Source organism: Arthrobacter sp. ISL-69 (genome assembly GCF_018613775.1).
Lineage (GTDB): Bacteria > Actinomycetota > Actinomycetes > Actinomycetales > Micrococcaceae > Arthrobacter.
Window position 1 is genome coordinate 45,760 of record NZ_JAGGPO010000024.1, and the last position, 19,635, is coordinate 65,394.

Here is a 19,635-nt window from a genome sequence, read left to right on the forward strand (position 1 = left end):
CGTGTTTCTGCTGTTTTCAAGGACGAAATCCACACCCTGTGGAGTACTTAGCCACATTTAATCCCCTGCGTGTCGCGTGGTGGACGGCGTGTCGCGGCGGCGCCGGGCGCGTGTCGCGGGGCACACAAAAGGGGTCCTGAATGCTTCGTCAGGACCCCCGATGTGATGAACGGAACTACGAGCGCGGATTGGAGCCGGGACCGCCGGCTGCGCGCTTGGATGCTGCGTGGTCCAGGACAATCTGCTGGACGTCAAGGTAGCCCGTCTCGAAGCCGGCCCTGGAGTAGCAAAGGTAGAAAAGCCACATCCGCTGGAAAATCGCGTCGAACCCCGTGGCCGCCACCTCGTCGGCGCGGGACATGAACCGCTCCTCCCAGAGGCGCAGGGTCTGTGCGTAGTGGTCGCCCATGGCCAGGCGTTCGCGGACCCGGAGCCCGGTCTGCTTCTCGGTGATTTCTTCGATGGCCCGGACGGACGGGATGACGCCGCCGGGGAAGATGTACTTGTGCACCCACGTGTAGCTGGTCCGGGTGGCGATCAGGCGGTCGTGGGCGATGGTGATGGCCTGGATGGCCACCTTGCCGCCCGGAGCAAGGACGCGCTCGATCGTCTGGAAGTACGTGGCCCAGTACTCGTAGCCCACGGCCTCGATCATTTCGACCGACACGACGGCGTCGTACTCGCCTTCCACCGCCCGGTAGTCCTTGAGCTCGATGGAGACGGCGTCCGCGTAGCCGGCCTCCGCCACGCGCTGGCGGGCCAGCTCCTGCTGTTCGCTGGACAGCGTGACGGAGTAGACGGTGGCTCCGCGTGCTGCCGCCCGGAGGGCGAGTTCGCCCCAGCCGGTGCCGATTTCCAGGACCCGTGTCCCCTGCCCGACGCCGGCTTTGTCCAGCAGCCGGTCGATCTTCGCCTGCTGGGCGGCGGCGAAACCGTCCCAGGCAACGGTCCGCAGGGCGTCGCCGCTCTCCGGAAAGAGTGCGCTGGAGTACGTCATGGTGCTGTCCAGGAACGAGGCAAACAGCTCGTTGGAGAGGTCATAGTGCCGCGAGATGTTCGAGCGGGTGTTCTGCTCTGTGTTGCGTTCCCTGCGCGGCTGGCGCGGGAGGTAAAGTGCCCGCAGTTTCTGCAGCGGCTCAGGCACGAGCGTCCCGACGCGGGCGGCGAAGACTTCCATTACCGCAGTGAGGTCATCGGCGTCCCAGTCTCCTGCCATGTAGGACTCCCCCAGGCCGATCAGCCCGCCGTCGCCGAGCCGGGCAGCAAAGGCTTCCGGACGGTTCATGGTCATCACCGGATGGCTCTGGCCTGGCACCGCTGCCCTGCCAAGGACTGTCCCGTCCGGGTAGCGGACTTCGAGGGGAAGCCTCCGTACTGCGGCCTTGAAGATGGCATCGGCGCCCCGGCCGGCCACCAGCGCCTTGAGGCTCGTGGGAACCGTGGCGATGCTCGGCCACACGTCGGCGTCGATCACTGCGGGCGGCTGCGGAACGGTGTAAGGAGCTGCGCTGTCGGGGGCGAGGCCGGTCCGGGCCGGGGTGGAACCCTGGTTCGCAGGCTGTCCCGCGGCGGATCCGGTCGTTTCGGTCATTGTCACTGAACTGCCTCCTGTGAGGGGTGGTGTGGTCGTCTGATGAGGGGCAGCCGGCGCGCCCAGAGCTTGATGCCCTGCCACCGGATCTGCGCGGCTACGCGCAGCGGCGCCAGGGGAACGGCGAGCGCGGCGGCGAGGATGTTCGGGAGGGAGGCCTCATGGCGTTCGCCGTCAACGGTGGCCACAAAAGGCTGGTGTCCTTCGCGCTCCAGCACGATGGATACTGCGAGGCGCTCCCCCGGTACCGGCAGTTTCATCCGGTACTGGCCTTCGACGTCGTTGAACGGAGAAACGTAAAAAGCCTTGGGAACGCTGGCCCGGCCGGCGGCGTCTGTTTCGAGCAGGTAGCAGTGCCGCTCACCGTAAGTGTTGTGCACTTCGGCGACGACGCAGCGCAGGTCCCCGGCGGCGCCATGGCACCAGAACAGGCTGAGCGGGTTGAAGACGTGGCCGAACACCCTGGCGCTGGCCAGCATGGTGATCCTGCCGCCGTCGGGCTCTATCCCCCGGGTCCGGAGGAACCGTTCCACGTTGCCGCGGAGCGAGCCGTCCGGGTCTCCCAGGTGGTCCGCGACGCGGAAATCCACGAGTGGCCTGAGCGGCCAGGGCACGGACGGGAGCCGGTCGACGTCGACGTACCAGCTATAGCTGCGGTACGTGAACGCGTTGTGCAGCGGTGTGCGGCGCACATGGGCGATGGACGTGCGGTAGATGGCTGCCTGGGTACTCATCAGGCTCCCTCCGCGGCTGCGCCCTGCAGGGAGGAATGGGGCAAGCCGGGATCGGACAGGCCTGAATCGGACAACGCGGGATTGGAAGGGACGGGTTGCTGTTCCATGTTTCTCGGCTTCCAATTCCGGCCAAGCCGGGCGGCAGCTCTAACGCCGGAGAGTGCGCCGTCCTCATGGAAACCCCAGCCGTGGTAAGCGCCGGCGAAGGCCAGGCGCCCGTCCCCCAATGCCAGGATCTGCTGCTGGGCACGCAGGGAGTCCGGCGTGTACTGCGGATGTTCGTAGACCATCCTGTCCAGGACCGTGTCGTCGGAGATGAGTTCGGACTCCCCCAGGCTCACGATGTAGCGGCCCCCGTCGGCAGGTGCGAGCCGCTGCAGGCGCGTCATGTCGTAGCTGACCAGGACCTTGTCCGGCCGCGCGTCGCAGGACGGCAGCCGGTAGTTCCAGGAGGCCTTGGCATTGCCGCTGGACGGCAGGACGGCCTCGTCGCGGTGGAAGACTGTCTGGTTGACCGAGTAGGGCATGTTGCCCAAGGCGTCCTTCTCCGCCGGCGAGGCGTCGGTGAGCATGCGCAGCGCCTGCCCGGGATGGGTGGCGATCACGACGGCGTCGAAGCTTTCCCTGCCCTGCGGGGTGGTGAGTTCGATCCCCTCCGCATGGCGGCGCACGGAGGTGACCGGGCTGGCGAGCCGGACGTCCGGCAGGGTGGCGGCCACCTTGTCCACGTACGCACGGGATCCGCCGGTCACGGTCCGCCATTGCGGCGAGCCCGCGACACCCAGGAGGCCGTGGTGGGCCAGGAAGGTGAATAGATAGCGTGCCGGGTAGGCCAGTGCGGTGGCAGGATCGCACGACCACACGGCGCTGACCACGGGGGTCATGAAGTGCGAAACGAAGTAGCGGCTGAACTTCTCCCGGGCCAGGAAGTCTGCCAAAGTCATGCCGTCCTGGCCGGCATCCGCGGTGGCTGGCTGTTCCCCGGCCAGCAGGGCGCGGGCACGGCGGTGGAACCGCGTCACCTCCAGCAGCATCAGCAGGTACCGTCCGCGCAGCAGGGTGGAGGGCCTGGGGATGATGCCGCGCCCTTTTCGGGCCCCGGCGTATTCAAGCCCGCACCCGTCGCAGCGGACGGACATGCTCATCTCGGAGTCCTGCGTCTCAACGCCCAGCTCCGCGAAGAGCCGCAGCAGCGTGGGGTACGTGCGTTCGTTGTGCACGATGAAGCCGGTGTCTACGCCCAGGGCAGGGCCGTCCGCCTGCATCACCTCGTGGGTATGGGCATGTCCGCCCAGCCGGGACTCCGCCTCGAAAAGGGTCACGTCGTCCCGCTGGTTCAGGACATAGGCTGCGGTCAGTCCTGCCACGCCGCTGCCAATCACGGCTATCCGCCGGCCGTCCGGAATCGTTGCTGCTTGCGACACTGATCTGCTCCTGTTGGCTTGGCCTGAATCATCCTGATGGATCGTCTTATGGGGAATTCGTAACCGAGAGGTGCCCGGATGAGTCTTAATTCCAGCCGGCCGCCTTGGCGCGTTTCTCCGCCATGGATGCAGCCCACGGACGCCGACATTCCGGGGCCGCGGGGCGATATGCCACAATGAAGCGGGATTTCCGAAGGCGAAGGGCAACCATTGATTAACCCTGTTCATTTGCGGACGCTGGTGGAGGTCACCCGGCTGGGTTCATTCGCGGCGGCAGCCAACCGGCTCGGCTACACGGCCTCCGCCGTCTCCCAGCAGATGTCCGCCCTGGAGCGGGACACCGGCGTGGATCTCTTCCAGCGCTCGGCCAGAAGCATTCACCCCACAGAAGCCGCCCTGGTGATGACCCGGCATGCCGCCAAGGTCCTGACGGACATCGAGGCCCTCATGGCGGCTGCCGCCAGGACCCACGACGCCACCAGCCAGGAACTCAGGCTGGGCATCTTCCCCAGCCTCGCCACCTACGTCCTGCCGCTGATCCTGCGGAACCCGGCATGGAAGAAGCTCGGCATCGACCTCCGGGTTTCCGTGGCCGAGCCCGCGCAGACCATCCAGGGGCTGCGCACCGGCGGCGAACTCGATGTAGCCCTGGTCTACCAGGTGGGCCAGTCCGGCCTGGCGTGGCCGCATACGGTGAACCGGCAGTGGATCGGCGACGACGACTTCCGTGTGGTGCTTCCCGCGGCCTGGGGTTTCCGCACCGACGCCAAGGTGGCGGCGGACCATCTGTCCGACATGCCGTGGATTGTCCACCACCCGGGCACTAGCGACGCGACGGTGATTGAACGGCTGTTCGCCAGCTGCAACCTGCACCCCCGGGTCGTCGCCTACAGCGATGACTTCCATGCGAGCCTCGAAATGACCGCCGCGGGGCTTGGCGCCGCCCTCGTCCCTGAACTTGCCCTGCGGCACCGGCCCGCCGGAGTGGTGGTGCTTGACGTTCCGGAGATCAGGCTGGCCAGGAACGTCTTTGCCCTGCTGATCAATGACAAGCAGACGGCCAGGGTCCAGCTCTTCGTCGAGCTCCTGGCCGATACGCTGCACAGCTTGGGAACCACCCCGTAAAAACTAGCGGGAACGGAACGGCACCCGCCCTGCATAGGAGAGCAGGGCGGTAACCAGCCGGTCCTTTGCCTTGCCGTACGGCGGATAGGCCAGCCCGATGGTGTCCGGCCACATAGGCTTGTCCAGGCTGGCCCGCTCGTGCGAGAACGTCCGCACGGAATGTTCTCCGTGGTAGGCGCCCATGCCGCTGGCGCCGACCCCGCCGAACGGGAGCCCCGGGACCGCGGCGTGCGCCGCCGGCGCCCCGTAAGCAAGGGCACCGGAGGACGTATTCTCCGCGAAGGACCCCCGGACCTTGTCATCGGGACTGAAGACGTACACGGCGAGCGGCTTGGGACCGGCGTTGATCATGCGTATGGCCTCGTCCCTTCCGGTGACGGGGACCAACGGCAGCAGCGGGCCGAAGATTTCCTCGTCCAGGACAGCATCGCCGGGTTCGGGCCGCAGGATGGTCGGCGCAAAGTACCGGCTGCCCCGGTCCCGCTGGCCGCCGTGGACCACCGTGCTTCCGTCAGCCAGCTCCGCGAGCCGTACGAAGTGCCGGTCGTCGATGATCCGGCCATAGGAGACGCTGGCCGACGGGTCCGTTCCGAACATTGAGGTGATGGCCCGGACCAGCTGCGGCTCGAGGGCGTCCAGCACCTCGGGGGCGCCCAGCACATAGTCGGGCGCCACACACGTCTGCCCTGCGTTCACGAACCGGCCCCAGGCGATGCGCCTGGCCGTGGTCGCCAGGTCAGCAGTGCCGTCGACGTAGGCCGGGCACCGGCCTCCCAGTTCCAAGGTCACCGGCGTCAGGTGTTTGGCCGCAGCCCGCATGACCACGCGGGCGGCGTTTTTCCCTCCCGTGAAGAAAATGTGGTCGAAACGTTCCGCCAGCAGGGCCGTGGTTTCAGGGATGCTGCCGGCCACCACCTCGGCGGCGCCGCCCAGGTACTCGGGCACCCAGCGGGCCAGGGCGGCCGACGTGGCCGGGGCATGCTCGCTCGGCTTCAGGACCACGGTGTTGCCGGCGGCAAGGGCTCCGGCGACCGGTGCGAGGGTCAGCTGCACCGGGTAGTTCCAGGGTCCGATCACCAGCACCACCCCGAGCGGAGTCAGCTCGGTCCAGGCCCTGGCCGGCCGCACGGCGAGCGGCACGTCGACCCGGCGGGGCCGCAGCCACGCCGCCAGGTGCCGTTCCAGGTGGGCCGCCTCGGCGGTGACGAATCCAATTTCGGTCAGCTGCGATTCGCTCCGGTGCTTGCCCAGGTCGCTGAGCAGAGCGCCGGCAAAATCGCCACCGCGCTCAGTCAGCATCCTGCGCAGATTGCCCAGCTGTTCGAGGCGCCAGGCCAGCGGACGGGTCGCCCCGCTGTCGAAAAGCTCGCGGGATCGGGCGACGGCGGCGGCAGCAGTGTGCATCCGATCAATGTACCTGCGCGGGGACCCCGCCCGGTCCCGTCCCAGATAAAAAATCCCCGATGCTGGAATGGACTGCCCGAGAGGACTATGTTGAAGATATGAACAAGGTACTCAGCCGCCACTTTGGAGAGATCGAGCTCAACCACGGCCGGGACCATAACATCGCCGCCAAACATGAATTGTCGGGTCGGCCGGTTGAACTGGACCTGAACATCAACGCGCATGACCACTTCGACGAGGCGGCCATGCACAAGGTGGACTACAGGTTGCGGTATCTGCCCGAGCTCGTGGACCAGGTGCGGGACATGATTGCCGAGGAGCTGGACCAGGAGGGCACCAGCCCCCAGGAGTACCGCCACTTCCATTGCAATGCCATCAAGGACGAGCACCTCAAGAAGGTGTTCGGCGTGGAGGACAGGAGCCAGCTGACGAATGCCGTGTTCCTGAAGGCCCTGAAGCTGGGCCATGTGGGCATCTACCCCGGCCAGCCCGAACGCTACTTCGTCCTGGACTTCACGCTGGGCGAGCACTTCACCGATGAGGTGCTGGTGGCTTCCGCCGACGAGGACGGCGTGGTGGACGACGAAATCGTTTGGGAGTCGTAAAGCAATCGATTGTTAAAGCCCGACGGCGGCCGGTCACCTGAGGTGACTGGCCGCCGTCGTACTTTTGTGCGGTGCTGTTACTTGGCTGCTTCGAGCAGTTCGGCGCGGACCGTCTTGGTGGCCGCGACGAGGTTACGCAGGGACTCTTCGGTCTCGGCGTAGCCGCGGGTCTTCAGGCCGCAGTCCGGGTTGACCCAGAGCTGGCGGGACGGAACGTGCTTCACAGCGGTGCTGAGCAGCTCGGTGACTTCCTGCTCACCCGGGACGCGCGGCGAGTGGATGTCGTAGACGCCCGGGCCAACGCCGCGGCCGAAGCCGTGGGACTCGAGGTCGTGGACAACCTCCATGCGTGAACGTGCGGCCTCGATGGAGGTGACGTCCGCATCCAGTCCGTCGATGGCGTCGATGATGGCGCCGAACTCGGAGTAGCACAGGTGGGTGTGGATCTGGGTGGCGTCGGCAGCACCGGCGGTGGCCAGGCGGAACGAGTTCACGGACCAGTCCAGGTAGGAGGCCTGGTCGGCCTTGCGCAGGGGAAGGAGTTCGCGCAGGGCGGGCTCGTCCACCTGGATGACCTTGATGCCGGCGGCTTCGAGGTCGGCGATTTCGTCGCGGAGAGCCAGGCCCACCTGGTTGGCGGTCTCACCCAGCGGCTGGTCGTCGCGGACGAAGGACCAGGCCAGGATGGTGACCGGACCGGTGAGCATGCCCTTCATCGGCTTGCTGGTCAGCGACTGGGCGTATTCGGCCCAGGCCACCGTGATGGGGGCGCTGCGGGTGACGTCGCCCCAGAGGATGGACGGGCGGGTGCAGCGTGAGCCGTAGGACTGGACCCAGCCGTGGACCGTGACGTCGAAGCCTTCCAGGTTCTCGGCGAAGTACTGGACCATGTCGTTGCGCTCGGGCTCGCCGTGCACCAGGACGTCGTAGCCGAGCTCTTCCTGCAGCTCCACAACGCGCTTGATCTCGTCCTTCATGAGCTGCTCGTACTGCTCGTTGGTGAGGTCGCCCTTGTTGTTGCGGGCACGGGCCGAACGGATTTCGGAGGTCTGCGGGAAGGAGCCGATGGTGGTGGTGGGCAGCGGCGGCAGGTGCAGGGCCTCTTCCTGGGCGGCTTCACGGACCGAGTAATCGGAGCGGTTGAAGTCGGCCGGGGTCAGGGCCGCGGTGCGGGCACGCACGTCGGCGCGCTGGACGCCCTCGGCGGCGGCGCGGTTGGCGATGATGCGGGTGGCCTCGTCGATGGCCGGCTGCACGGCGGCAGCGTCGGTCAGCAGGCCGGCAAGGGTCACAACCTCAACGGCCTTCTGGTCGGCGAAGGCCAGCCAGCTGCGGAGCTGCTCGGACAGCTGCGCCTCTTCCTCGACGTCATGCGGGACGTGCTGGGTGGAGGTGGACGTGCTGATAGCCAGCTTGGCCACGGACTTCTTCAGTTCGGCGATCTTGTCCGCCGAGGCCTGCAGGTCGTTGCGCCAGATGTTGTGGCCGTCCACGACGCCGGCAACCAGGGTCTTGCTGCCCAGCGCGGCGAGTGCTGCTGCGGAGGGGACGGCGCCCTTGAAGACGTCGATGTGCAGGGCGTCGATGTTGGTGGCGGCAAGGGTGCCGAGCTGGCCGTTCAGTGCACCGTACGGGGTGGAAACGAACAGCTGCGGGCGCTGCGCTGCCGAGGACAGGACCTCGTAGGAGCGGGCCACCGCGGCCTGGATCTCTTCGGCAGAGGTGTCCTGGTCAACCACCAGGGCGGGCTCGTCCAGCTGGACCCAGCTGGCGCCGGCGGCGGCGAGCTTTTCCAGCAGCGCGGTGTAGACCGGTAGGACGTCCTCGAGGCGGGACAGCGGGCTGAAGCCGGCCGGGGCGTCGTCGGAAGCCTTGCTCAGGAGCAGGAAGGTGACCGGGCCGACGATGTACGGGCGGGTCTCCACACCGTTGGCGAGGGCGTATTCGAATTCTTCAACGATGCGGTTGGAGGCCAGCGCGAAGTGGGTTTCCGGGCCGATTTCCGGCACCAGGTAGTGGTAGTTGGTGTCGAACCACTTGGTCATTTCCAGCGGCTGCTGGTCCTTGTTGCCGCGGGCCAGGGTGAAGTAGCCGTCGATGTCCAGCTGTCCCTCAGCGTTGAGAAGGTTGCCGAAACGGGCCGGCACGGCGCCGAGGTGGGCGGCGGCGTCGAGCACCTGGTCGTAGAAGGAGAAGGTGCCGGGTACGGCTGCGGCTTCGGTGAGGCCCAGGCCCTGCAGGCGCTTGGCGGTGCCCAGCTGGATTTCCTTGGCGGCGGCGTCAAGCGCGGCGGCGTCGATCTTGCCGGCCCAGTAGGCTTCGATGGCCTTCTTCAGTTCGCGGCGGCGGCCGATGCGCGGGTAGCCCAGGATCGAGGCGGACGGGAACGGAGTGGCCACGGCCGGGGTGTTCTGCTCAGTCATGTGAAATTCCTTGGATGTGTTGGTGAAAATCGGGGGTGTTCGGTGCTGCAGGTGCTACCTGCTTGGTGCTAAGGGGATCGGGCAGTGCTTTCGGGCGGGGCCGAACCTCAGCTCGCCATTTCCTGGTGGCGGCGGGCAATGGCACTGAGCCTGCTCGCCGGACGGGCGGGCCGCGGCAGCGCCAGCTTGTCCAGGACCTCCAGCGCGCACGCATGTTCGTTGAAGGTGTAGAGGTGGATTCCCGGTGCTCCGGCGTCCAGGGCGGCATTGGCCAGATCCACCGTGGCGCGGACGCCGATCAGCCGGCGTTCGGCGTCGCTGTCCGCGGCGGCCAGCCGTGCCATCAGTTCCGGAGCGGGTTCGACGCCGGTGAGCTCACCCAGGCGGGTCAGCCGGCGCACGCTGGTCAGTGGCATAACGCCCGGGATGATGGGAATCGTGACTCCCGCCCGGCGTGCCCTCGTGATGAGGTCGGCGAACTGCTCGGTGTGGAAGAACACCTGCGTGATGGCAAAGTCGGCACCGGAGCGCTGCTTTGCCAGCAGCACTTCGACGTCGTGGGCCTCCGTGGGCGACTCCGGATGCCGGGTGGGGTACGCGGCCACGCCGACCGCCACCTTGCCGGCACACAGCAGGGCCGAACGGCGCTGCTCCACGCGGCGGATCAGTTCGATGAGGTCCTGGGCGTAGCGCAGGGAGCCGACGACGGGGGTCCCGCCGTCCTTGGGCTGGTCACCGCGAAGCGCCAGGATGCCGCGGACGCCGACGTCGAGCAGTTCACCGATGATTTCGGACAGCTCCTGGGGCGTGTTGCCCACGCAGGTCAGGTGTGCCAGCGGGCGGAGCGTCGTCTCCAGCAGGAGCCGGTTGATGAGTTCGACGGCGGTGTCCCGGTTGGAACCGCTGGCGCCGTAGGTCACGGACACGTAGTCCGGGTCCGTGGATTCCAGCTCGCGGATGGTGGTCCAGAGCGATTCGGCGGCAGCCGGGGAACGCGGCGGGAACAGCTCATAGGAGAGCGCCACCGGAGCAGTGTCGGAGAGATTCGGGTGTGTGTCAATAAGGCTAGGTGGAGACATTTGCGTCCTTGGCTTTGAGCCATTGGCGGCAGCTGCGCCTCAGTCCATGGGACCTCGGAACTGCCGAACCGTCAATGAATTTGAGTTTGGGGAACACGGAGTGAACTTCGGCAGGGCGCAGCCGCGACTGTTACGCCTGACAAGAAGTTCTCCGTGAGCAAATGTCAGGCCCACATGGGGGCACCCACACCCTCCTGGCGGCCGCTGGGCGGCACATCCAATGCGGAGGATCGCTGACACGTTACGTCGGTAACTTGTATATGACTCTAGGGCCCGCCTCCGGAGCGTTCAAGCTGGCCGCCGAATTAAGACGCACCTTTACGCCCTGTTGCGTCACGGCACAGAACATTGTTCGCCCAAAAGCACCGAATCGACCAGCGCCCGGAATCCATCGGCGGACTGCCCACGGTTCCGGGCCCGCCGCGTTCCCCGCTACCAGGGCTTCTCGGCCCCGGTTTCGGAGTCGGCGCCGTTCAGGTATTCGTCCCTTTGCCTGCCGTCGTTCCGCTCCCGCTGCGCGGACTTGGCGGACTCCCCGAGCTTGTCGAGCTGGCTCTGCTGCGGCTCGGAGTCGGGTTGCGGCTGCTCATCCGCACCGTCCCCGGGTTCCGCCGCCGGGCTTCCGAGCTTGTCCGCTTTGGCCTGCAGCCGCTCTTCGGCTTCCCGCAGGCGGTCGCCTTCCCCGTCAGCTCCGTTGGCGTTGCCCTGGCTTCCTTCCGGGCTAAAGCACCCGGGCGGGGCTGCCTTGACCACGGCCAGGCCATCGTCATAAAGTTTCGCGGCTTCAGTGCCGGCGTTGCCGGGCTCCGCAGTCTGGTCGGCCAGCCGTTCGATGCTCAGGACCAGGTTGACGCGCACCTTGCACTCGTCGGCCGGCGTGGCGTCGGCCAGGGATGCCTCGAAAAAGGTGCGGGCGCCGGCATAGTCCCCGCTCAGCACCAGGGCATCGCCGGCGGCAAAGGGCGCCTTGTGCCGTTCCACGAAATTCGCGATTCCCAGCCCGGAGGCCGCGGACGCGACGGTAGCCTGGTCGCCGCTGCCGAATGCCCCCGCAGCCTGGCCGCCCAGGTGGCCGACGCTCAGCAGCTTGACGGCGAGCGCCAGTGCAAGCAGCACGGGCACAACGGATACAAGCAGCAGGCGGCGCCGCAAGTGTCTTCCCTGAACTGGCTTTCCCTGGTTCGGCTTTCCCTCTTGCGACGGAGTTGGCGGGAACTGATCGCTGTTCATGCGCGGGCCCCCTTTTCCGCCGGCTTGAGCTGCCTCAGCTGGCGAAGAACCCTAAGGCTCTCCCACAGGGCAAGGACGAACGCGGCCAGCGCCGGCGCCCAGTAGAGTTCCACCCGGCCCTCGAGGGACTCCGACGCTTCCTTCAGTGCCCCGGGCTTGGCCGCCTGCATCATCGGGGCCACTGCATCCCCTGCCGCGCGGTGCACGTACGGCACACCGAGCTGCGCTGCGATCCCCCTCAGCATGTCCTCGTCGATTCGGGACACGGCGTCCCCGGCGCTTCCGCCGCTGCGGTCCTGGATGTAGTCGGTGCCCGCGGCGGATGAATAGTTGGTCTTCTCCTTCATCCGGCCGCCCTGCGCGGTACCGTAACCGAGTACCGCGCCGCCGTTCACCAGCGAGGCATCCACGCGCATCGGCTCCGGTGCCTTGCCGCTGGTCTGCTCGCCATCGCCAAGGTAGTACACAATCCGGGCCCGCTCAGGGTGGCTGTCCCGTGCTGCCTTCAGCCGTTCGTTAAGCAGAGTCCGGGCAACCGTCACGCTGCTGCCCGTGGAATACACGGTGACCTGGGGCTCCAGGACACCGGTCAGGGTGTCGAGGGCGGAGGCGTCCGTGGTCAGCGGCATCCGGACCACGGCCTGGGAGTCGAACGTGATCATGGAGAACCTGGCTCCGGCGAGCTCACCGGCTATGGCCATGATGTCCTTCCGGACGCCGTCGAGCCTGGGGCGGCCGTTTCCGTAGTCCTCGGCTGCGATGCTGCTGGTGGTGTCCACGAAAAAAAAGACATTCAAGTCGGTTGCGGCAGCCCGGACGCTCCCGCCGGGTACACCAGGCCGGAGGGCCGCCAACAAAAGCAGAACCACGAGTCCCGCCGGCAGCAACGCGCCGCGGAGTCCCGCGCGGTCGGGCCGGCTTCGGACGGCCGTCCATGCCAGGACAACGACGGCGGCGAGAATCACCGGAACCATGACCCACCAGGGCCAGATCGGCTGAAAGGTCATGGCCTCAGCCTCCAGGACGCGCCAGCCAGCACCAGGCCGGACACCAAGGCGATTCCCAGCGGGATCTCGGCGCGGTCCGCCACGGCGGCCTGCGGGGCGCCCTTGAACGCGGTGGCCTCCGTCGCCTGGACCTTGCGGATGATGTCCTGGACCGCTTCCGGGCTGTCCAGCGGATAGTACGCCCCGCCCGTCCCTTCCGCTGCCGTGCGCAGTTGGGCGCCGGGCTGGGCCGGGTCCGTCCCATAGTCGAAGTCTCCGGGGTTGAGGGCGTACATGCGGACGTCCTTCTTCTTGGCCAGCGCCGCCGCTTCCTCGAGGGTGAAGATGGGATCACCCGAGACGAAGTTGTCGGTGGCCAAGATGACGGATCGCGACCGTTCCTGTGTGCCGCCGGCTCCGGCCTGCCCACCCTCATCGGCCGCCGGGAAGCCCTGCACGCACGAAGCCAGCCCGTCACCGATCAGCGAGGACCCGGCGCCGTTCCAGGTGCCGTCCAGGAAACCGGCGCTTCCGGGTGCCCCGTCGAACGCTTCCTTGGCAACCTGAAGCTGTTCCTGCACGAAGTCATAGTCATCAGTCAGTGGGAACACCTGCACCGCGCTGCTGTCGAAGACGGTCAGGCCCAGCCGTTCGCCGTCGAATCCCTGTGCCAGCCGGGCGAAGACTTCCACCACTGCCGCGTCGGCGCTGCTCATGGATCCCGACGCGTCCAGGCAGAGGATGATGTCGCGGTTACGCTGCTCGGGGCTGACCGTGCTTCGCTCGGCCGGCCGTGCCGCCGAAACCACTGCCGCTGCCATCAGCACTCCCCCGGCGACCGCGGCAACAGTGAGCCAGCGGCGGTGACGCCTCAAAGCGGCCTGGTACTCCGGCAGTTCGGTGAGCCGGTGGCTGTGGGCCACAGGCCGCCGGAGGGAACCGTTGCTCCGGTCCCGCTTCCGGGCCACCCAGTACGTTCCCACGGCCATCAGGAGTGCCGCCGGAATCATCCACCAGAAAATCAGTTCCATGTCCGGACAACCTCCCGGGCCGTTTCCGCCGCGGCCGCGACAGAGTCGCGGGGTTCAGTATCCCGGGGCTCAGGGCCGAATTCCGCCGGATAGAGGCTGCTGATGGCCAACGCGGCCGCCGGAATGCCCTGCCGGTGGAGTTCCGCCAGGGTCATCCGCGGAGCGTCGATCCCGGCAATGTCGCGGACAAAGCTCCTGATCAGCAGGCTCAGCTCCTGGTGGGAGTCGCGCGCCGACACCCGGCCGGCCGCCGCGTCGACGGCCACGGCATCGATGCGGCGCAGGTAGTCGCGCTTGAGGCCGGACGGTTCCGACGGCGGCCCGGAGGGTGCAGCGGGCACCGTACCCGTCCGTTGCCGGGTGCTCAGGAAGACGAAGGCAAGCCAGGCGGCCACGATGAACAGCAGGCCCAGGCCGGCCCACGTCAACCACGCGCTGTACGTCAGCGGGGCATAGAAACCGGAATCATTTTCCACGGCGGTGCCGTTCCAGCAAGGTGAACACGGCTGGCATCACATCGTGGCTGCTGCCCGCGTGGACGTGGGCAATGCCCAGCCGGCGCAGCACGGCCTCCCGGGCTGCATCGCGCTGTTCCTGCGCCGCCGTGTACGCACGGATGACAGCCTCCGATGCCGCCAGCCGGCCGGGGAGGAGGCGGGAGTCCGCCACGTCGTAGCGGTCGGCGGGTTGGGTGGCGGCCGCCTGTATCCCGCCGGCCTGTAACCTGCCCGGGCCGGCTGCGGCCAGCTGCGCGTCCCGCACCGTCAGCCAAAGGACCTCGTGTTGGGCCCGGAGCCGGCGAAGCAGCCGCTCCATGGCGGCATCGGGAACCATTTCGTCGGCCACAACAAAGAGCAGCATGCGCTGCCCGTAGTTGCGTGCCACATAGGACAGCTGTTCGCCGATGCTGCTGCGGGGCGACGTCAGCCCCGTGTCGCCGTCGACGGCGCGCAGTAGCCTTTCAAGGTGGGCTTCGCCGGCCTTTGCGGGCAAGGACCGGGAGCCCTCAGCGTCACCGCAGACCAGGCCCACGACGTCGCCGTGGCGCTGGGCAAGGTAGCCCACCACGCCCAGGGCCATTACGGCAATGTCCTTCTTCTCCTCGCCGCCGAGCGCGGAGGCAGCCATGTTGCGGCCGGTATCCGTGATCAGCAGCAAGGTCTGCCGCCGCACGGCAACATAACGCTTGATGAGCGGGGAGCCGTGCCGGGCGGACGCTTTCCAGTCGATGTCGCGGACTTCGTCTCCGGGGATGTAGGCCCGGAGGTCGTCAAAGTCCAGGCTGCGGCCTTTGAAGACGGAACCGTATTCGCCGTCGAGCATTCCTCGGGCCTTGCGGTGGGCGAAGATCGACATCTTCGATTTCACCCGGGTCAGGAGGCTGGACATAGGGGCGCGCTCAGGGGGTCTGGACGGACGCCACGATGGCATCGATGACGATCTCGACGGGAACCTGCTCCGCCACCGCCTCGAAACCAAGGATGATCCTGTGCCGGAGCACGCGGTGGGCCAGTGACTTCACGTCCTCGGGGATCACGTGGTCGCGGCCGTTCAGGAGGGCGACTGCGCGGGCGGCCTGGCTGAAGGCAATACTGGCGCGGGGGCTGGCACCGAATTCGATGAAACCAGCCAGGCGGGCGTCGATGTACTGGGCGGCGTTGCGGGTGACGAACACCAGCCCCACGATGTACCTGACAATCGCCGGGTCGATGTAGACGCGCTTGACCAGTTCCTGCACTTCCGAGACCGCGTCAAGCGACGCGGCGGCGGCAGGGCGCTGTTCGTCGGTGAAGACGCCGGAATCGATCCTGCGGATGATTTCGGCCTCTTCGGCCGGTGTGGGGTAGTCCAGGACGTCTTTGAGCATAAAGCGGTCCATCTGGGCCTCGGGCAGGAGGTACGTTCCCTCCTGCTCGATGGGGTTCTGGGTGGCCAGCACCAGGAACGGCGTCGGCAGGCGGTGCACCACTCCCCCGATGGACGTCTGCCGCTCCTGCATCGCTTCGAGCATGGCGCTCTGCGTTTTGGCGCTGGAGCGGTTGATCTCATCCAGCAGCACGATGTTGGCGTGGACCGGACCCAGTTGGGTGACGAATGTCCCCTTGGCCGCGTCGTAGATCTGCGTGCCGACGATGTCGCTGGGCAACAGGTCCGGCGTGCACTGGATCCTGCGGAACTCTGCGCTGACGGCGTCCGCCACGGTCTGCGCTGCGGTGGTCTTCGCCAGCCCGGGGACGCTTTCCAGCAGGATGTGGCCGCCCGTCATGAGCCCCACCAGCAGTGATTCACGGAGCCTGGCCTGCCCCACGACCTTCGCGTCGAAGCTGCGCGAGATGTTGGCCATGACCTGTTGTGCCCGGGCCAGTTCCGCCGCTTCGATCCGGACGGCGGCCGTAGTCTGAAGCACTGAAGAGTCCCCCTGGTTGCTGTTCATGACCTGCCGCTGCTGCTGCCAGGTTGCCGGCGGTCGCAAGCGTCCGCCACCGGCCATACTATCCAAGCCGTGGCCGGCAGTTTCCACAATGGGGAGCCCTCCCCATGCGGGCCCGGCGGTACTATCCTGATGGGATGATTCAGCTTCCAGCCAGTTACCAGGAGTATCTCGCCGGCAAGAGCGAGAGTTTCATCAACACCGTCCGGCCGATCCTCATGCAATCCGCAGCGGAAAAGTCGCACGGTGTCCGGGTCCTCAACCTGCCCCACGGCCACCAGGCGCACCTTGACGACACGATTCCGTTCGGAACTGTCATCGAAGACATCGACTGACGGGGAGGCTCAGCCCTTCATCGCCCCGGACAGCGCAAACGATCCGCTGGCCCCGCGCGCCACCAGTACGTAGAGGACCAGGACGGGTACCGAATAGAGGATGGAAAATGCGGCCAGTTGGCCGTAGGCGATGGCGCCGTGCTGTCCGAAGAAGCTGAAGATCGAAACGGACGCGGGTTGCTTGGACGGGGACAGCAGCAGCACGAAGGGCACAAAGAAGTTGCCCCAGGTCTGGATGAAAACGAAGATGAACACCACCCCCAGGCCCTGGCGCATGAGCGGCAGCACCACTGTGCGCAGCGCCGTGAGCCCGGACGCGCCGTCCACCCAGGCGGCTTCCTCCAGCGAAACAGGCACCGTATCCATGAAATTCTTGGTCATCCAGATGGCCATGGGCAGGGCGGTTGCCGCCATGAAGAAAACCGTGGCCGGCATGGAATCCAGCAGCCGCAGCTGGACGAACAGGCCATAGACCGGCACCATGATGGCCGTCACCGGCAGGCAGGTGCCGCACAGGATTGAATACAGGAACGGCCGGTTGAACCTGGACTCGAATCGGGAAAGCGGGTACGCCGCCAGCACAGCCGCCACCAGGGTAACCGTTGCCGTCCCGCCGGAGAGCAGCAGGCTGTTCCAGAGGGGCCTGATCAGAAGCTCCGGAGTGAGCACGGCCGCGAAGTTGGTGAGCGAGGCACTGGCCGGCAGCTGTGTCTGGTACCCGGCCTTGGTGTCCAGCGAGGCGAAAACCAGCCACAGCAACGGCAACACGAAGCAGGCACCGATCAGCAGCAGGGCAGCGTCTGCCGGGGTGCGGGCGGAGCGCCGCCCCGGCGAGGTCACGCCCCCGGGCGTTGCCCGCCGGGCGGCCCGTTCCGCCGTCGTCATCTCCTGTCCCCCTTGAGCAGCCGGACGTAGGCGATCCCGAACACCAGGCCGAGGACAATGAGCACCGAGGCGATGGCTGTGCCGTAGCCGATGTCGCCGAACTTGAACGCTTCCTGGTAGGCGAGGACCGGCAGGGTGGTGCTGGCGTTGGACGGTCCGCCGGCCGTCATCACCCAGATCAGGGTGAAGACGGCCAGGGTCTGCAGCGTGACGAGCATCAGGTTGGTGGCGATGCTCGACCTGATCAGCGGCAGCGTGATGAACAGCAGGCGCTGCCAGCCCGCCGCCCCGTCCATAAGGGCGGCCTCCGAGATGTCACGCGGCACGTCGGCAAGGGCCGCCCGGTACACCAGCATGGAGAACGCGGTGCCCCGCCAGATGTTGGCCAGCACCACGGCCACCATGGGGAAGGCATACAGCCAGTCGGCACCGGCCAGGCCCGCACCGCCCAGCAGCTGGTTCAGGGTCCCGTCCCTGCTGAAATAGGCGTAGGCGGCGAAGGCCGCAACAATCTCGGGAAGCACCCAGGCCGCCACCACGGCTGTTCCCACCACGGCGGACACAGTTTTCCGGGCGCGCGCCATCAGTCCGGCAATGAGGAGTCCCAGCAGGTTCTGGCCCACAATCGCGGACGCTACGACGAAAACCATCGTCAGGACCACCGAGGCGGGGAACGCGGCGTCGCTGAGCAGGCGCGTGTAATTCTCGAGGCCGGTCCAGGCCGGATTCCTGGCGTTGCGCCCGGTCAGGGCCGCGTTGGTGAAGGACGCGTGGAAGGACCACAGGACGGGCGCCGCCAGGAAAAGGAGGATCAGCAGGACGGACGGCACAACCGGCAGCAGCCGGAGCTGCCGCCGGACGGATTTTCGTGCAGGCATGCGCTACTTCTGCAGGACCTTGGCTTCACCCACCTGGTCCCTGACTGTCTTGTCGTACTGCTCGGCCGCCTCCTGCGGCGAGAGGGTGCCGGTGATCACGGCTTCGGTCGCTACCTGCACCGCGGCCGAGATCCGCGGATAGTCGGCGGTGGCGGGCCGGTAGTGGGTGACGGAGACCAGCTCTGACACGTCCTTCACGAACGGGTTGGCCGCCAGGTAGTCGGGTTCGGAGGCCACGTCCGTGCGGACAGCGATCTGGGAACTGGCCACGGTAAACGACAACGAGTTCTTCTTGTTCATGGCCTCGGTGAGGAACTTGAACGCCAGGTCCGGATTCTTGGAGTCCGCCCCGACGGCCAGGGTCCAGCCGCCGGACATGCTGACGCCGCCCGGTTCCTGGCCCCGCTGCGTGGGGAACCTGGCAACGCCCATGTCCTCCGTGTAGCCGGCCCACTCGTAGCTGCCGCCCTTTTGCCAGAACGACGGCGTGTAGGACCCTTCCACCGTGGCCCCCATCTTGCCCTGCGGCAGCCATTCGCCGAAGACCTTCTTCCAGACGTTGGCATCAAGCGCCTCCGCCGGCGCGACAGCCAGTTTCTCGTCGTAGAGGGTTTTCAGGAACGCCAGCGAATCCGTGAATCCCTGCGAACCGACCACCCATTTCTTCTCCTGCTGGTCGTACAGTTCGGCGTCCGTACCGTAGAGCAGCTCGTAGAAGCTCTGCATCACAGTGCCTTCACCGGTTGCTTTGCCGGCGTACATGTTGAACGGGACGAGTTCCGGGTCCGCAGCTTTCATTTTGCGTGCAGCATCGAGGATGTCGTCCCAAGACCGGGGCTGCCATGGAACGGCAATGCCGGCCTTCTGCAGGACCTTCTTGTTGTACCAGATGGCCCGGGTGTCGGTTCCGAGGGGCACGGCGTAGATGCCGCCGTCGTCTCCGGTGCCGGCAGCTTTGGCGGCTTCGTTGAATGTCTTCCAGTCGTCCCACTTCTCGAGGTAGCTGTCCAGTTTCAGGAGGTATCCGGCGTCGACGTCGGACCTCACTTTGAACGTGTCCTCGTAAAAGACGTCCGGGGCGGTCTCTGCCGACCTCAGGGCCAGCGCAAGCTTGGTGCCGTAGTCGTCGTCATTGGCCTCGATGGGCTGCAGCTCAACGGTGGTCCCCTGGTTGGCGGCTTCGAAGTCCTTCTTGGCGTCCTTGAACAAGGTGTCGAGGGCGGAAAACGAATCGGTTTTTTGGTAGACGATTTTCAGGGTCCGGTTTTCGGCGGCCGGCTGTTGCGCGGAACACGCCGCCGTTGCCAGCAGGGCGGCCGCTGACAACAGCGCGACCACTAATTTGGCAGCACCCACTTTGGCGGGGCCTTTTTTGGCAGGATCTATTTTGGCAGGGCGGTGCATGACGCTCCAATCTTCGAGCGGCTGCAGCCCCCAATAACCTCCAGCTGGCCCCAGCCTTTAACCGATATGC

General features: G+C 66.8%; 18 protein-coding genes. 3 read left to right on the forward strand and 15 right to left on the reverse strand.

The features are described 5' to 3' along the window. Positions 1-175 precede the first annotated feature (175 nt). From J7I79_RS17595 to J7I79_RS17605, 3 genes are read right to left on the reverse strand one after another with little or no spacing between them, the layout of a single operon-like run. Entirely contained in the window at positions 176-1,597 is a 1,422-nt protein-coding gene (locus J7I79_RS17595) for a class I SAM-dependent methyltransferase (protein ID WP_396020209.1), read from the reverse strand. Continuing rightward, positions 1,594-2,325: a DUF1365 domain-containing protein gene (locus J7I79_RS17600; RefSeq protein WP_214955382.1), complete on the reverse strand. Its 732-nt coding sequence runs from the start codon at positions 2,323-2,325 to the stop codon at positions 1,594-1,596. Before J7I79_RS17600 ends, J7I79_RS17595 begins: the two co-directional genes overlap by 4 nt. Next, a complete protein-coding gene (locus J7I79_RS17605) occupies positions 2,325-3,749 on the reverse strand; it encodes an FAD-dependent oxidoreductase (protein WP_214955384.1) in 1,425 nt (474 codons plus the stop codon). The genes J7I79_RS17600 and J7I79_RS17605 overlap by 1 nt, the downstream gene beginning before the upstream one ends. Positions 3,750-3,959: 210 nt before the next feature. Between J7I79_RS17605 and J7I79_RS17610 the strand changes: the two genes are divergently transcribed. Continuing rightward, positions 3,960-4,874 (forward strand): LysR family transcriptional regulator, encoded by a 915-nt coding sequence (locus J7I79_RS17610; RefSeq protein ID WP_214955386.1) that lies wholly within the window; start codon positions 3,960-3,962, stop codon positions 4,872-4,874. Positions 4,875-4,877: 3 nt separating this feature from the next. Here J7I79_RS17610 and J7I79_RS17615 read toward each other — a convergent pair whose 3' ends face one another. Then, positions 4,878-6,278 (reverse strand): aldehyde dehydrogenase family protein, encoded by a 1,401-nt coding sequence (locus tag J7I79_RS17615; protein ID WP_214955388.1) that lies wholly within the window; start codon positions 6,276-6,278, stop codon positions 4,878-4,880. Between the two features lie 98 nt (positions 6,279-6,376). On the opposite strand from J7I79_RS17615, the gene J7I79_RS17620 reads away from it, so the two are divergent. Beyond that, positions 6,377-6,883, forward strand: a complete 507-nt coding sequence (locus J7I79_RS17620; RefSeq protein ID WP_214955390.1) for a DUF2004 domain-containing protein — start codon at positions 6,377-6,379, stop codon at positions 6,881-6,883. Between the two features lie 77 nt (positions 6,884-6,960). On the opposite strand, the gene metE is transcribed toward J7I79_RS17620, so the two are convergent. The 8 genes from metE to J7I79_RS17660 form a co-directional block, all read right to left on the reverse strand. Continuing rightward, entirely contained in the window at positions 6,961-9,306 is a 2,346-nt protein-coding gene (gene metE, locus J7I79_RS17625) for a 5-methyltetrahydropteroyltriglutamate--homocysteine S-methyltransferase (RefSeq protein WP_214955392.1), read from the reverse strand. A gap of 107 nt (positions 9,307-9,413) precedes the next feature. Further along, a complete protein-coding gene (locus J7I79_RS17630) occupies positions 9,414-10,385 on the reverse strand; it encodes a methylenetetrahydrofolate reductase (RefSeq protein ID WP_214955394.1) in 972 nt (323 codons plus the stop codon). Between the two features lie 432 nt (positions 10,386-10,817). Continuing rightward, positions 10,818-11,537 (reverse strand): hypothetical protein, encoded by a 720-nt coding sequence (locus J7I79_RS17635; protein ID WP_214955396.1) that lies wholly within the window; start codon positions 11,535-11,537, stop codon positions 10,818-10,820. Between the two features lie 74 nt (positions 11,538-11,611). Beyond that, complete coding sequence (locus J7I79_RS17640; RefSeq protein ID WP_214955398.1) at positions 11,612-12,622, reverse strand: VWA domain-containing protein; 1,011 nt, start codon at positions 12,620-12,622, stop codon at positions 11,612-11,614. Beyond that, a complete protein-coding gene (locus tag J7I79_RS17645; RefSeq protein WP_214955399.1) occupies positions 12,619-13,632 on the reverse strand; it encodes a VWA domain-containing protein in 1,014 nt (337 codons plus the stop codon). The genes J7I79_RS17640 and J7I79_RS17645 overlap by 4 nt, the downstream gene beginning before the upstream one ends. Then, positions 13,623-14,108 (reverse strand): hypothetical protein, encoded by a 486-nt coding sequence (locus tag J7I79_RS17650; RefSeq protein ID WP_214955400.1) that lies wholly within the window; start codon positions 14,106-14,108, stop codon positions 13,623-13,625. Before J7I79_RS17650 ends, J7I79_RS17645 begins: the two co-directional genes overlap by 10 nt. Continuing rightward, positions 14,098-15,021 (reverse strand): DUF58 domain-containing protein, encoded by a 924-nt coding sequence (locus tag J7I79_RS17655; protein WP_214955401.1) that lies wholly within the window; start codon positions 15,019-15,021, stop codon positions 14,098-14,100. The genes J7I79_RS17650 and J7I79_RS17655 overlap by 11 nt, the downstream gene beginning before the upstream one ends. A gap of 10 nt (positions 15,022-15,031) precedes the next feature. Further along, positions 15,032-16,066, reverse strand: coding sequence for a MoxR family ATPase (locus J7I79_RS17660; RefSeq protein WP_251042951.1), 1,035 nt, complete (start codon positions 16,064-16,066; stop codon positions 15,032-15,034). A gap of 134 nt (positions 16,067-16,200) precedes the next feature. Here J7I79_RS17660 and J7I79_RS17665 point away from each other — a divergent pair, with 134 nt between their 5' ends. After that, positions 16,201-16,398 carry a hypothetical protein gene (locus J7I79_RS17665; protein ID WP_251042952.1) on the forward strand — a complete coding sequence of 66 codons (198 nt, stop codon included), beginning with the start codon at positions 16,201-16,203 and terminating at the stop codon, positions 16,396-16,398. Between the two features lie 9 nt (positions 16,399-16,407). Here J7I79_RS17665 and J7I79_RS17670 read toward each other — a convergent pair whose 3' ends face one another. The 3 genes from J7I79_RS17670 to J7I79_RS17680 are packed head-to-tail and all read right to left on the reverse strand — an operon-like array spanning position 16,408 to position 19,565. Then, entirely contained in the window at positions 16,408-17,283 is an 876-nt protein-coding gene (locus J7I79_RS17670; protein ID WP_214955403.1) for a carbohydrate ABC transporter permease, read from the reverse strand. Continuing rightward, a complete protein-coding gene (locus J7I79_RS17675) occupies positions 17,280-18,161 on the reverse strand; it encodes a carbohydrate ABC transporter permease (RefSeq protein WP_214955404.1) in 882 nt (293 codons plus the stop codon). The genes J7I79_RS17670 and J7I79_RS17675 overlap by 4 nt, the downstream gene beginning before the upstream one ends. Before the next feature lie 3 nt (positions 18,162-18,164). Next, positions 18,165-19,565 carry an extracellular solute-binding protein gene (locus J7I79_RS17680; protein ID WP_251042953.1) on the reverse strand — a complete coding sequence of 467 codons (1,401 nt, stop codon included), beginning with the start codon at positions 19,563-19,565 and terminating at the stop codon, positions 18,165-18,167. Positions 19,566-19,635 lie beyond the last annotated feature (70 nt).

Bases quoted from the DNA above. Each gene is read 5' to 3' on its own strand.
- J7I79_RS17600 (WP_214955382.1), bottom strand. From the start codon at position 2,325: ATGAGTACCCAGGCAGCCATCTACCGCACGTCCATCGCCCATGTGCGC.
- J7I79_RS17615 (WP_214955388.1), bottom strand. From the start codon at position 6,278: ATGCACACTGCTGCCGCCGCCGTCGCCCGATCCCGCGAGCTTTTCGAC.
- J7I79_RS17620 (WP_214955390.1), top strand. From the start codon at position 6,377: ATGAACAAGGTACTCAGCCGCCACTTTGGAGAGATCGAGCTCAACCAC.
- metE (WP_214955392.1), bottom strand. From the start codon at position 9,306: ATGACTGAGCAGAACACCCCGGCCGTGGCCACTCCGTTCCCGTCCGCC.
- J7I79_RS17630 (WP_214955394.1), bottom strand. From the start codon at position 10,385: ATGTCTCCACCTAGCCTTATTGACACACACCCGAATCTCTCCGACACT.
- J7I79_RS17640 (WP_214955398.1), bottom strand. From the start codon at position 12,622: ATGACCTTTCAGCCGATCTGGCCCTGGTGGGTCATGGTTCCGGTGATT.
- J7I79_RS17645 (WP_214955399.1), bottom strand. From the start codon at position 13,632: ATGGAACTGATTTTCTGGTGGATGATTCCGGCGGCACTCCTGATGGCC.
- J7I79_RS17655 (WP_214955401.1), bottom strand. From the start codon at position 15,021: ATGTCCAGCCTCCTGACCCGGGTGAAATCGAAGATGTCGATCTTCGCC.
- J7I79_RS17660 (WP_251042951.1), bottom strand. From the start codon at position 16,066: ATGAACAGCAACCAGGGGGACTCTTCAGTGCTTCAGACTACGGCCGCC.
- J7I79_RS17665 (WP_251042952.1), top strand. From the start codon at position 16,201: ATGATTCAGCTTCCAGCCAGTTACCAGGAGTATCTCGCCGGCAAGAGC.
- J7I79_RS17670 (WP_214955403.1), bottom strand. From the start codon at position 17,283: ATGACGACGGCGGAACGGGCCGCCCGGCGGGCAACGCCCGGGGGCGTG.
- J7I79_RS17675 (WP_214955404.1), bottom strand. From the start codon at position 18,161: ATGCCTGCACGAAAATCCGTCCGGCGGCAGCTCCGGCTGCTGCCGGTT.
- J7I79_RS17680 (WP_251042953.1), bottom strand. From the start codon at position 19,565: ATGCACCGCCCTGCCAAAATAGATCCTGCCAAAAAAGGCCCCGCCAAA.